Consider the following 12,759-nt stretch of genomic DNA (forward strand, 5'->3'; position numbering starts at 1 on the left):
TGCGGCCTTCAGAAATCATGGGCTCAGCGTTCGCGTCCTATCGGTGTACCCGGGCCACCCGCTCGGCGGTGACAGCTTCTCTCCTGCTGCGGATGAGACTGACACGATTTTCGTACGCGAGGAACTGCACCGACGGCCAGTTTCGGAGGGGCGTCCCCCTTGGCGCGCTGCCCCTCTTGCCCTGTTCAAGCGATGGGACCGGTGGCGCCAGCTCTCTGCTCTGCGACGCACCATGGCCACGTTGCCCGCCAACAGCGTTGTCATCTTCACCCACGTCCTCGGCAAGATGATGGTCGATGAGTCCGGTTTTCAGCGGTCCCCGACCGGCCCACTGTTCGTCGGGCAGCACCATTCGTCGTTCGCGAGTCTTGAGGACGAACCGTGGCTCCGGGAGGCTCTTCCGAAACACTTCGCTGACTGTGATGCCTTCGTCGCGCTCTCCGATGAGGACGCGGCCTTCTTCGGCTCGCTGCTCGACGTGCCGTGCGTCGCAATCCCCAACCCGGCACCAGAGGGCCGCACTCTCTCCACGCAATCGACGAAGAGAGCGGTGGCATTGGCACGCTTCTCGCACGAGAAGCAGATCCCTCTCATGGTGCGTCTCTTCGCCGCGGCGATCACCGTGCCCGAGGCGGATGGGTGGTCGTTGGCCATCTACGGCGACGGGGTCGAGCGCCCCCAGGTTGCCGACGAGATCGAGCACTCTGGCATGCATACGCGGATCGAGTTGGCCGGTGTCGTCGACGATTCAGCCACCGCGCTGTCAGACGCGTCGTTGAATCTCCTGACGTCAAGCCTCGAAGGCTTCGGCATGACGATCTTGGAGGCGGCGTGCTCAGGGATCCCTTCGATCGCGTTCGATTGCTCTGAGGGTGTGCGGTCGCAGCTGGAGGACGGGGCTGGGTACCTCGTTCCTGCCAGCGACGAAACTGCCTACGTCGAGGCGCTCAGAGCCGCCATGACCAACGATGAAGAACGGGCTCGCCGGGCTGACCGCGCGCTGACTCGCTCCCGGTCGTACGATGCGTCGACCATCGCAGCACGCTGGCTCGCACTATTCGACACCCTATTTCCCATGGACCCACCAGCCCCCTCTGAAGAGTCCTCCACGGCGCAGGCCCGTCCCGAATCAACGCACCCGTGCGCGTCCCCCGGTGTTCCCTCGCCCCGTCGCGAAGCCTGAGCGGGGCGGTGTCACAGTTTCCGGTCCTTGATGGGCGTCAGCCTCACAGCGTCGTCGACAAGCAAATTTCCCACCCCGGGAGGTCATTCATCGATCGCTGCCATGATCCGACGAGCAACAGCCGCGCGTGTGAATTCACTCGCCCTATGCCTGGCCGCACCACTCCGCTCACGAGCCGATTCGGGGTCTGCTGCTGTCTTCATCGCGGCCACCAGCGCCGCATGGTCGTCACGGTCAACCGTGATGCCCGTGTCTCCCAGAAGCCATCCGGGCCCTCCCACGGCAGGGCCGATGCTGGGAACCCCTGCCTGCATGGCTTCGACGAAGATGATGCCTGCTGGTTCACAGTCAGCCAGTGCGATACAACAGGTGGCGCGGCGCCACAAGTCCTCCATGTCGGCGCGGTCGCCTGGATCCCGAAGGTCCTTCCAGCCGTGGCAGATCACCCCTGGAAACTCGACCTGCGGATGCTGACCTACCAGGTGCAACTCTGCCTCGGGAAACTCTCGACGGACGTCCGAGAAAGCCTTCGCCACCTGAGGACCTCCCTTTCCGATCCACTCCCTGGCCGGAAAGAGGAATCTCGGGGGAGACCATTGTTTGTGGTGCGACGGCTCGACCTCGAAATTGGCGCTGATACCCACCGCGCGAGCCTTCTCGGAAGGGCAATGACAGTCGTTCACTGCAGAATCGGCCGCCCACCCCGTCGAGAACAGTGCGGCATGATTCGCCGCGTACGATTCAACCTGATGACGGCTGCGCGCGACTGTCGTGCGCTGGGGAACGGTCCCCCAGAAACGGGACGGCCACTGGAGCGCCTGTGGAATGGTCATGTCTTCGTAGGAGGCCGTGCGGGGGTGTCGGACGCTGTAACCGGTGCCCATCTGCAGGACGCCGTCGACTGGGCCTACGGTCCGTAGACGCCGCGCCGCCGTCCAGCTGACGAGCCGCAGATGCGTCATCGACTGCGTGGATCCGGCCAGGGCACGCCGCATGGCTGTTCGCCTCCCCCGCTTCGCGAGTCCAGGAACCCCCCAGGCCAGCTGTACCGCCCGTCTGACGAAGCGCCAGCCGACCGGGGAGCAGTCCACGGTGATCACATCGACGCCGGCCTCTTCAAGCCCCTGCACGAGGTTGCTGGGCGTGCCCGACCACAATCCTGGGTCACGAGGATCTCCGATCGCCAGCACAGCCACCCGTCGCACGCCGTGAGCGGCCGCGACACGGCGCTGCATAGCGGGTGCATGACCTCGTGAGATCACGGCAGAGAGCGGGGTCTGGACGAGTCGCCGGCACCTGTCTCGGGTCTCACGGACCAAACGGGCCAAGGCGCGAACCGCCCCTGGCTCACGCGTTACTCCTACGCGGGCGAGAGCGAGACGAACGCCTAGGCCAAGCGCAGGACGCTCTTGCGTGGCAGCGCGCAGCGCCTCGACAACCAGGTCACGGTATTCCCCTGTTCGCCACAGCCGGATGGCCAGGGGCGGCATGGCGGTCCGAATATAGGCATCCCCCTCATCCGAGACCCCCACCTGTTTGAGCAGTATCCCGACGCGAGCGGCGAGAAACCCCGCGTCATCGTCTCGGAAACGAGTGGTCCCGAGCGACGTCGATACCTCACGGAAATCCACGAGCGGTTCATCGACACAGATGATGCGCCCATGAGCCGCAAGACGTAGCCACAGGTCATAGTCCTCGAAGAACCATCGCTCGTCGTATCCCCCTACGGTCCGAACGGCCTCGGTCGCTACCAGGACCGAGGCTGCGGGTAACCAGCACTGATGCAGCAGACGCGTGTGGATGTTGCCTTCGAGTGCCCCTGGGCCCGAGGGCCACTCGTGCAGCGTGCGGTAGTCCGGCTGCAGCACCTGGCCTTCCTCGTCGATCCGCCGGGCGTTCGAATAGACAGCAACGGCACGGTGCCCATCCCCCACCCAGCGATCTATGAGCGACTCCAACCGTTCAGGAATCATCCGATCATCTGCCGAGACGTACGTGTAGAACGGTGTGGTGATCGTCTCCAGCGCTTCATTCAGACCACGGCACAACCCCATGTTCTGAGGGTGCACGACAAGCTCATATCCGGCCTCTGGATGGCGGGAGAGCCAGGATACAATCCGCGCCACAGAACTGTCGCCGGATGCATCGTCGATGATGAGCACGCGCTCCGGCGCACGCGTCTGGACGAGGATCGAATCGAGCAATTCTTCTACGAACCGCTCGTGATTATAGCACACGACGACGACCGTGACTCCGAGGTTGTCAGCCATTCGCTTCATCCCTCCTCGAGTCGACCGAGACGCACCAAGCGTGCGAACGCGGGGCTCTGGGTTTGTAGTTTCGCAAAGGTGCCGGACCCGACTACGCGGCCATCCTCCAGGTAGATCACACAATCGGCATGCTTGACGGTCGAAAGCCGGTGGGCCACGAGAATCACCGTGATGCTTCCGTGTAGGCCACGAATGACTGCGCTGATCTTGTCCTCTGTCTCGTTGTCCAGAGCTGACGTGGCCTCGTCGAGAACGAGGACCTGCGGGCGACGATACAGTGCCCGCGCGATACCGACGCGTTGCTTCTGCCCACCCGACAATTGGGTTCCTCGAAAGCCGACGATCGCGTCGATACCCCCCGGCAGGGAATCAACAAGCTCACCGAGTTGTGCCAGGCGAAGGGCCGCTTCAACAGCCCTACGGTCGGCAGACTCTTCGTCGGCTCCGAACGCCACGTTCTCCCACAACGTCGCGGCCAGCAGGTAGACGTCCTGCGGAACGTAAGCGACCTTGTCAAGCCATTGTGCATGATCAGCGACGATGTCGAGCCCATCGAACGACACCTGGCCATAGGTAGGTTGGATTAGCCCGAGGACAATGTCGATGAGGGTTGTCTTGCCGGAGCCGGACAAGCCGCAAACAGCAAGTGACGATCCCTCGGGAACCACGAATGACACGCCCTGCAACACGTCGTCGACCCCATCCGGGTAACGGAACCGCACGTCGTCGACGACGAGGTCGCCGGATCCCATCGCAGTCGCCGCGTGGCCCAGGTGCGGGTCCTTCTGGGCTCGTCCAGCTCGGGCGGCCCCCTTGCGGGGGGCTTCGCTCAGTCCCCGCAAAGCTTTCGTCGTGACATGGAGGCCCTCGATGCCGAATCGGATGTTTCCCAGCGTGGCGGTGAGCGCTGTCAACGACGGCAGCAACTTCACGGCGGCCGCGACGAAGAGGGTGATGGTGGGCATTGTGTTGTCCGCCCCGCCGCTCAGCGCGCTCGAACACAGCAGAACCGCGATCCCGAGAATCGTGACGAATTCGAGGACATACTTGGGAGCCTGGGCATAGAAGTTGGCGTCCCGAGACGCGGCGGCATTACGTGTGGCCGCATCACTGTACGTCACGAGAAAGTGCTGCTCAGCCTTGTGCATTCGCACTTCGCGGGCCCCATAGATCGCTTCGAGCAACGCATGGCTCATCTGCCCCGCGGCCTCTTGCGCAGCGATACCCGCCCTTCGATTCCTCGGCGCCAAGAATCGCTGGACCAGCGCGACCGCCACGAGGGAGTACACGATGACGCCCAGGGTCGCGCCAGGGGCCACGGCGAAGAGGAAACCGGCAATGAGACTGATTGACAGGAGCTGCCCGAACACCCCGAGCACGCCTCCCAGAACGTTGGCGTGGGCGGCCTGCACCGCGGCACCCACCGTACGGACGACCGCGCCGACATCCCGTCGTCGTTGCACGAGATAGCTGTCGCTCAAGTAGCTGTGCAGCAGCCTGGTCGCTGTCAGGACTTGGAGACGGGCCACGAAGTCGAAGGACCAGCGCGCGACCGCGAGGGCAAAGATGCTCTTTGTCAAGAAAGCCAGCACCATGGCGACGCAAAGCATCACGGCGAAAGGGCCACGCTCAGGCGTGCCCGCAAGGCGATGGATGACCCCGAGGTAACCGGCCTCGAGGCTCGCCCCGGAAAGCACCTGCATGACGGGCAGGACGACTGCCAAGCCGGCGAGATCGAGCAATGAGACCACGAACTGCAGTGCAGCGTACAAGCCGAGCTGTGCGCGGGTGCCGCGTGGAAAGCTGGAGACTAGGTAGCGCAACTCGCGCACCCAGGAGGTCTCCGGTTCAACAGAAGTAGTCATGAACGAGGACTCCCGGTTTCGACGAGGGTCATGAGGCGTGTCGCGAACGCTGTCTCGGAGAATTCTGCCGCTCGTTGCTGCGCAGCTCGACGCCAGCTGGCCAAGTCTGTCGGATCGGCGCGGGCGAGATTGCGTGTAGCCAGCCGCAACTCCTCCAGGCTCATCCATCGCACCGTTCCTGGCACGTCTGCGACGATCTCTGCCGGGCCCGCGGTGTCATACACCATGGCGATGACTCCCGCGGACATCGCTTCCACGGTCGTGATGCCGAAATGCTCTTGTGATTGCGGAGCAGTGACGTGTGACTCTCCGAAGCCCTGCGCGTGCCAGTACACCGATGACTTGCGATAAAGCGTGTGCAATTCTTCAAGAGAGGCATTGGGATGAAACGCGACGGGCAGACCAACGGACATCTCACGCAGCCTGGCCAGCTCTGCCTCTGAACTGACACTTCCTGCCAGGTGCAATTGCCAGCCTTCTGCGTGCAGGTCCGCCATCGCGCGGAAGGCCACGATGAGGGCTTCCTGGTTCTTGTACGGGTGACCCGGCTGCCGCTCCTGAAATCTTCCGACTGCGAGGATCGAAGGCTGCCGCCAAACCCGTCCTGCCCCGACGCCGCAACAGGGCGGGTAGAGGACGTAGGGGTCGACACCCCAACGCTGTCGCGCGTGAGAGGCGGTGAACCGTGAGTTGGCAAGGAATGACGTGTAGGTGGCTCGAAAGTCGCTCCCCCGATTCTGCAGGCGGCGCGCGTACTGCGTCCAGGAGACGTAACGTGCACGAAGACCCGTGAGTCCGGGCGTCGTCAACTGGTGCGGGAAGTGGATGTAATACAGACTGCGCTCGGCGAGTCCCGGCAGAGTCGCGCCGTACATGCACGTGAGAAAGACGTCCGGCTGCATCGAGCGCACGATGCGGGCCCAGACTAACTCTTCGATCACCGTTCGCAGCGCCTCGAAGCGTCCCATCCTCCCGACGCTGGGAAGTTCCTCGTACGCAACGCCGTCGAGGTCGATCCCGAAGTAATCGGCGTAAGCCCCGAGGTCATCAACCTGGCCGGGAGCCACGATCACCGTGTCGTAACCGGCTGCCTTGAGCGTTTCAGCTGCGACGAGCGCTACGCGCTCGGCGCCGCCGCGCGCGGCAAGCATCGGGGCGAGGACGACCGCTCGGCCCCTGTCACTCACGACCACGCCTCCAATAGAGCGTCCGCGCGGTGCGTGAAGGTGTGTTGGGCGAGAGTACGTCGACGTGCCCTCTCGCGCAGCATCATGAAGTCCTGCGGACGCGCCACCGCGTGTCGGCACAGGTCCACGAGCTCCTCGTGGCCGTCGTACACGAGGATCTCTTCGCCTGGATCGTAGAAATCCGCCACGTCGGCACGATCAATGATCTGCACCGCACCCACCCCGGCGGCCTCGAACGTTCTCATCGTGAAGCCGTCCTGATCCCCGTGGATGTTCAAGGTGGCCCTGCCGTTCCGCATGATGGCGTGCGCGGACGGGCCGGCCACGTCGCGTCTGGCCGGGATGCCGAGTGAGCGCACACGCCACGTGCGCGCGCGGTCGAACACGTGATCCGACCAGCCCCGCCCCCAGGCCTGAACGGGGACACCTGCAGAGACAAGCGCCGCGAGCGCATGCTCTCTCTTGGGCAAGGGCGCACCGACGAAACTCACGAGCCCGGCGCCCGCAGTTGTGTTGTCGATGACGCTCGATGCATCGAAACCCAAAGGCACCTGCGCGATACGATGACCAGCCGCCCGGAGCGTTGCAGCGTCCTGGGCGCTGTACGTCGCCAACTGGGCATACCGCCCGACGAGGTCCGCGTCAAAATTGGTACGGCGGATCTCGTCATACATCCACACTCCGACGAGCCGGTCGTTCTCGGCGGCGAGGGCCCAGAACTCTTCTGTCAGAACATCCCCGCGAATGACGAGGACGAAGTCTGGAGACACTTCGCGAACCCGGGCCATGGCGCGGCGCGAGACCGTGGCGCCGGACAGATGCCCTCCGTCACCTCGAAGTTTGCCGGCTAGTTCGTGTGCGGTCTTGTTCCAGAGCTTCTCAGCGGGCGACGCGGCGACGTCGTAGCAATGGGTGAGCACCTCGTACCCCAACTCACCGAACGCCCGCCCGATGGCTGCGTAATAGCCGTGGAATGAAGGAGAGATGATGAGCAGTGACCGCGAGCGCGTCACGCTTCACCTCCCATCACGCGCGCAGGAACGCCGCCCACGACGGCGCCCGGCGCCACATCCTTGACGACGACGGCGCCGGCTGCAACAGTCGCCCCTCTGCCGATGGCTACTCCTCCGAGCACCACGGCGTTCTGGCCGATGAAGACGTCGTCCTCGATGAGGACGGGCCCGGTGCCGCGGACCTCATGCCGTGAGCCTCCTCGGGCATGGTCGGTCGACGTCACCATGACGTTGTCCGCGAAGACACAACCGCGACCGATGCTCACCGGGTCGATCGAGTGCAGGTGTACGCGATGGCCGATGTAGGTGTCCGCACCGATGGCAAGGTGCCCCGCGGGGCCTTCCGCCGCCAGCCAAGCGCCGTCTCGAATGATGACCCGATCCGCGACGCTGATCCTGTCGGTCCCCTGGATCATGAGAGGCGAAACCAGCACGCTGCCCGACCCGAAGTGCGCGAAGGCCCGTCGATACAAAGGGGTCAGGAGTTGGGCCCGCCGATAGCGAACACCTGGGGTCTTCTCGATCAATGTTCGTGTCATCTTCACGCCTGGACCTCCGATCGCGAGGCGCCGACCGGAGCGCCGCGATGCAGCGGCGCCGCGCTGGATGCGCGTGGCGGGGCCATCTCGGCGGCCCGCCACGCAAGATTCGACGCGGCGGCGGGTTTGCCGAGACGGTAAGCGATGCAGATTCCGAGCACGATGAAGGCACCCACCGTCATGAACACCTCTCCCAGTTTCCACGCGCAGACGAGCACGACGATGACCGTCGCCTCTGCTGTGAGCATCTCCCATGAGACATGCAGTCGTCGATCGAGCAATCCCAGGCCGAGGAGGACGAAGGCCAGAACGGTTGACCAGAGAAAAACATGACCGCCCTCGACGAAAGCCTGCAGATACGAATCATGGAACCATTGCCGTCGATCACCGATCACCACGAACCCCTGATTGAGACCGAGGCCCGTCCACGGCGTCAGGGATGCTTTGATTTCCATCGCCTGATCGATCTGCGCCCTGTACCAATCGGTGCCTGTTCGGTCACCGAACGCGGAACTGGAGGCATAGTTGTTGATCGAGAAGACGAGAACCGCATACCCGATCGCCGCGAGGGCGATTCGATAGGCCACACCGATCCGGTTGCGGAGCAGGACCCACAGGGCGGCCAGCACGATACCTCCGAGCGCGGTTCGCGATCCGGTGAGAAAGACGAACCACGTCGAGAGGAGGAACCACGGTATGCGCCAACGCGGGGACAGAACCGCAAGCCCGAGGATCCCCCATATCGCGTAGTACATCCCTGCAACGTTCTTGTCCCCATAGAAACCGGTCAGATATGGCGGGTAATTATTCTCCGTCAGCCCGGCATAGAACAGGAGGACGTTGGCACATGCGCTCATGCATGCTCCGATGACGAACGACCGAATGTCGATCCGCCCGGTCGCGATGACAACGCACACGGCGAAGAGAATGAAGAACTTCAGGAGGCGCTGCTGCCACGGCATGCCGTGGGAGACGGAAACCAGGACGAGGAAGGCCATGAGTGCCAGGAAGGCGATGACCAGGAGACCGCCGCCCGGTACGGTCAGCTTCGCTCGCCGGCAGGCACTGACGGCCACCATCACGACACCCGTTGCAAGACCGCCCACAAGACCCCCAGGCAGGGCGGTGGTGACGAACATCAGCGAGAAGCCCATGACGAGGTCCAGGAGAACCACCGGCCCCCAGAAGCCGGCGACGGCCTGCCCGACCCCTTCTACGCGCGTCGAGGCGTGCGGTCCTTCCGTTGCGGCCTTGACGTTACGGGATTCAGGCACAGACCCACCTCGGCGGGTCTCAGCGCCGAGCAGGTGCTGCCACTCGGGAGCCATCCCCTCAGTTCGATTCATGGCCCGACCTCTCCTCCAGCAGGCCGTGATCGACCAAGGACATCACGAAGTTCTGCACGGGCTGCGCGATCTCGTCGGACGGCCATCCGTGCTCAGCAGCCAAGAGCGCCACGAGCCCCTCCGTGTCGGAGACCCGCGGGGACGCCCGCCAGACCAGCAACCCTACCTGCGGCAACCGCACGATGACTCCTCGAGACGCCCTGAGCACCCACACCGCAGATCGATCATCGGGGTCCGTCTCCACAGCGATGTCCTCAGGGATGGCCCATCGGCCCTGGGTTTCTTCACGGCGAGTCATCGCTCGGCCCTCGTACGCAGCCGCGTTTCAAGCCGGTGAAGCACATCACCGAGGGCCGTGACGAATCGCTGCCGGAAAGCGTGCACATATTCACGGCGCGTGGGAGGGTGGCCCAGCTCGTCGCTCAAGAGGCCCTTGTTGACCATGAAGAATGCACGGAAGACCCGCCCCTTCGCCAGTGGCCCGCGTGCCGCCCGGAAACGCCCGCCCCACTCGTCCAGACGTGATCCTTGCCCGCTGGAGAAGTACTTCCACAACGCGTAGGCAGGCAGCCCACGGAATTCCTCGAGACCACCGACGGCGGCAGCCAGCGCCAGCCGAGCCTCCATCTCATCGGCGCGCCGTACCACTGCGGCGCGGCTCCCCTCGTCAGCCCCGCCCCAGGCAGCCTCGAGGTCCTCGATCCGGTGGCCGCCGCTACGCGCGAAGTGAAGAAGCAGCACCAGCCGCTGATCGTTCAGCGAGGGCACATCACAGGCCACCCCGGCGATGGTCCGGATCGTGCGCTGTCCCCACATGGCTTCGAAGGCCGTCGCGGGCTCGACGTCGAACCCGGGCCACCAGCGATGTACGTCCAGAAGGCCGAGATCGTGGCGAAGGTTCATCGCGTGACCGAAAGCGGAGCCTTCGTCGAAACCTGTGATCTCGCGCCAACCTCGCGCCCGGAGCGCCTCGACAAAGGCAAGCACGTGCTGGGGGCGAACGAGGACGTCCACGTCAACGCTGTGCCGCGCCGCCCGCTGCAGGCGGAGATCCACTGCTGGGCCTTTGACGTGGAGAAGGTCGCAACCGACCTCGTCAGCGATGAGCTGTACATAAGCATGCAGCAGCCGGACACGGACTGTCTGAGGGACCTCGACGCAGTTTGCCGTCATCGTGTCCATTCGTCATCCCCTATCCTGGCCTTGCACGTTCCAACACACAGGCGCGTAGCGCCAACTTGCCTTGCCCTCGCGGCGAACTCAGCTCGTCAGACCTCTCTGCCGTAATTCGCGCAGGGCGACGTCCCATGCCTCCGAATCGGCGCCGGGCAAGCCCCACGATCGACCAATGAAGTCGGCCACGGCCTGCTCACTGCTCATCAGGGGCAATGGCGCGCCTGCGGAACGGAGACCCTCCAGAGAGGCAACGGCGTGCTCGATGTCCCCGGCCCGGCCGACATCCACATACTCCACCGGCGCACTCGCGACCGGGGCCGCAGCAGCAGCAAACCGCGCCAGGTCGGTCAACGACGTACGCTCACCGGTGCCACAGTTGAGAACCCGCAGGCTCCCGAGTCGACCCGGGTGATCGATGCACCAGGTGATCAGACGCGCAACATCGTCGACGTGCACGAAATCCCTCGTCGCAGAGCCATCGCCATAGACCGACAACGGTCGACCCTCGCGGAGGCGCGCGAGAAAAGCTGCCAGAACCCCCGTATAGGGATTGTGGAGTGCCTGTCCGAAGCCCACCACGTTCTGCGGCCGTAGAACAGTGACCGGGATCGCGGCAGCGTACTCCGCGAGGATGGCCTCCGCCTCGGACTTGGTTTCTCCGTAGACGGAAACAGGGCGGTGCGGGTCCTCCTCCCGGGACGGCGCGGCCTCTGCCTGGGGACAGCAACGCGCCCCGAACCGAGTGCCGTGGCGCCGGCACTCGTACCGTCCCTCGCCGTAGACGGCTCGGGACGACAGTGCGACGAGAGCGGCACCCCAAGAAGCCGCCGCAGCAGCCGCGAGCCGCGTCCCCTCCACGTTGACAGCCCTATAGCGCCCGGCCTCGTACATGGATTGTGCCGTACCGGTTTCAGCAGCCAGATGAACGACGACATCGAACCCCGGCAATGCGTCCCACGTGCTTGCCTGACTGACGTCTGCGATGACGACTTGCCCCGGAAAGCGCTGCACGGCAGCTTCTGCATGCTGGTGCACCTGGGCATTCAAACTGTCGACGGCGACCAGTTCATGCTCCGAGGCCAGCATGACGGCGACATGTTGACCGATGAATCCGGCCCCGCCGGTGATGAGAATGCGCATGGCGCCCTTCGTCGTGACCCGTTGCTCCGTGCCACTCTAACGCCCCGGCATGACGGGCGTCAGAACATGACGCCCCCCGTCACGTGTCCTTGAACACGCGACGGAGGGCGTCACCGGCGAGACCGCTGTGATCAGGCAGCCATGGCCTTGCTGAGGTTCTCGTCGATGGCGGCGAGGAAGTCCTGCGTGTTGAGGTACGGCTGGTCCTTGCTGATGAGCAGCGCGAGGTCCTTCGTCATCTTGCCCTCCTCGACCGTCTCGATGCAGACGCGCTCGAGGGTCTCGGCGAACTTCGTCACCTCGGGCGTGCCGTCGAGCTCGCCACGCTTGGCGATGCCGCGCGTCCAAGCGAAGATCGACGCGATCGGGTTGGTCGACGTCTCCTTGCCCTGCTGGTGCTGACGGTAGTGACGCGTCACCGTGCCGTGCGCAGCCTCGGCCTCGACGGTCTTGCCGTCGGGCGTCATGAGCACGGACGTCATGAGGCCGAGCGAACCGAAGCCCTGCGCGACGATGTCGGACTGCACGTCACCGTCGTAGTTCTTGCACGCCCAGACGTAGCCGCCCTCCCACTTGAGCGCAGAGGCGACCATGTCGTCGATGAGGCGGTGCTCGTACGTGAGGCCGCGCTTGTCGAACTCGGCCTTGAACTCGCGGTCGAAGACGTCCTGGAAGATGTCCTTGAACGCGCCGTCGTACGCCTTGAGGATCGTGTTCTTCGTCGACAGGTAGACGGGCACGTTGCGCTCGAGGCCGTAGTTGAACGACGCGCGGGCGAAGTCCTCGATCGACTTGTTGTAGTTGTACATGCCCATCGCGACGCCGCCGTCCTCGGGGAACTCGGCGACCTCGTAGACGACCTTCTCGCCGCCGTCGGCAGGCGTGTAGGAGATCTCGACCTTGCCGGCGCCGGGAACCTTGAAGTTCTGCGACTTGTACTGGTCGGCGTGAGCGTGGCGACCGATGATGATCGGCTTCGTCCAGCCCGGCACGAGGCGCGGCACGTTGCTCATGATGATCGGCTCACGGAAGATGACGCC

General features: G+C 64.4%; 11 protein-coding genes. 1 reads left to right on the plus strand and 10 read right to left on the minus strand.

All coding sequences use genetic code 11. The annotated features are described in order from the left end of the window. The first annotated feature begins 241 nt into the window (after positions 1-241). Positions 242-1,183, plus strand: a complete 942-nt coding sequence (locus B2284_RS13925; RefSeq protein WP_286697661.1) for a glycosyltransferase — start codon at positions 242-244, stop codon at positions 1,181-1,183. Between the two features lie 83 nt (positions 1,184-1,266). On the opposite strand, the gene B2284_RS13930 is transcribed toward B2284_RS13925, so the two are convergent. From B2284_RS13930 to B2284_RS13975, 10 genes are all read right to left on the minus strand, one after another. Beyond that, a complete protein-coding gene (locus B2284_RS13930) occupies positions 1,267-3,453 on the minus strand; it encodes a glycosyltransferase (RefSeq protein ID WP_286697662.1) in 2,187 nt (728 codons plus the stop codon). Between the two features lie 5 nt (positions 3,454-3,458). Further along, positions 3,459-5,318: an ABC transporter ATP-binding protein gene (locus B2284_RS13935; RefSeq protein WP_286697663.1), complete on the minus strand. Its 1,860-nt coding sequence runs from the start codon at positions 5,316-5,318 to the stop codon at positions 3,459-3,461. Beyond that, the gene (locus tag B2284_RS13940) at positions 5,315-6,505 is read right to left on the minus strand and encodes a glycosyltransferase family 4 protein (protein ID WP_286697664.1); all 1,191 of its coding nucleotides are present in this window, start codon (positions 6,503-6,505) and stop codon (positions 5,315-5,317) included. Before B2284_RS13940 ends, B2284_RS13935 begins: the two co-directional genes overlap by 4 nt. Next, on the minus strand, positions 6,502-7,518 hold the full coding sequence (locus tag B2284_RS13945; RefSeq protein ID WP_006944450.1) for a CgeB family protein: 1,017 nt from the start codon (positions 7,516-7,518) through the stop codon (positions 6,502-6,504). Before B2284_RS13945 ends, B2284_RS13940 begins: the two co-directional genes overlap by 4 nt. Continuing rightward, a complete protein-coding gene (locus B2284_RS14385) occupies positions 7,515-8,057 on the minus strand; it encodes a DapH/DapD/GlmU-related protein (protein WP_241724882.1) in 543 nt (180 codons plus the stop codon). The genes B2284_RS13945 and B2284_RS14385 overlap by 4 nt, the downstream gene beginning before the upstream one ends. Positions 8,058-8,059: 2 nt before the next feature. After that, complete coding sequence (locus B2284_RS13955; protein WP_286697665.1) at positions 8,060-9,331, minus strand: O-antigen ligase family protein; 1,272 nt, start codon at positions 9,329-9,331, stop codon at positions 8,060-8,062. A 58-nt stretch (positions 9,332-9,389) separates the two neighbouring features. After that, positions 9,390-9,701 (minus strand): PqqD family protein, encoded by a 312-nt coding sequence (locus B2284_RS14390; RefSeq protein ID WP_038569058.1) that lies wholly within the window; start codon positions 9,699-9,701, stop codon positions 9,390-9,392. Next, positions 9,698-10,585, minus strand: coding sequence for a nucleotidyltransferase family protein (locus B2284_RS13965; protein ID WP_083607295.1), 888 nt, complete (start codon positions 10,583-10,585; stop codon positions 9,698-9,700). The genes B2284_RS14390 and B2284_RS13965 overlap by 4 nt, the downstream gene beginning before the upstream one ends. 78 nt (positions 10,586-10,663) lie before the next feature. Further along, positions 10,664-11,719 carry an NAD-dependent epimerase/dehydratase family protein gene (locus B2284_RS13970; RefSeq protein WP_038569060.1) on the minus strand — a complete coding sequence of 352 codons (1,056 nt, stop codon included), beginning with the start codon at positions 11,717-11,719 and terminating at the stop codon, positions 10,664-10,666. A 131-nt stretch (positions 11,720-11,850) separates the two neighbouring features. Next, the coding region (locus tag B2284_RS13975) for an NADP-dependent isocitrate dehydrogenase (protein WP_286697666.1) at positions 11,851-12,759 on the minus strand (909 nt) is incomplete at its 5' end.

The sequence above is a fragment of the Dermacoccus sp. UBA1591 genome, from assembly GCF_002322065.1.
Classification (GTDB): domain Bacteria; phylum Actinomycetota; class Actinomycetes; order Actinomycetales; family Dermatophilaceae; genus Dermacoccus; species Dermacoccus nishinomiyaensis.

Excerpts from the sequence above, each read along its gene's own strand:
- B2284_RS13930 (WP_286697662.1), bottom strand. The coding sequence starts at position 3,453 with ATGGCTGACAACCTCGGAGTCACGGTCGTCGTCGTGTGCTATAATCAC.
- B2284_RS13935 (WP_286697663.1), bottom strand. The coding sequence starts at position 5,318 with ATGACTACTTCTGTTGAACCGGAGACCTCCTGGGTGCGCGAGTTGCGC.
- B2284_RS14385 (WP_241724882.1), bottom strand. The coding sequence starts at position 8,057 with ATGACACGAACATTGATCGAGAAGACCCCAGGTGTTCGCTATCGGCGG.
- B2284_RS14390 (WP_038569058.1), bottom strand. The coding sequence starts at position 9,701 with ATGACTCGCCGTGAAGAAACCCAGGGCCGATGGGCCATCCCTGAGGAC.
- B2284_RS13965 (WP_083607295.1), bottom strand. The coding sequence starts at position 10,585 with ATGGACACGATGACGGCAAACTGCGTCGAGGTCCCTCAGACAGTCCGT.
- B2284_RS13970 (WP_038569060.1), bottom strand. The coding sequence starts at position 11,719 with ATGCGCATTCTCATCACCGGCGGGGCCGGATTCATCGGTCAACATGTC.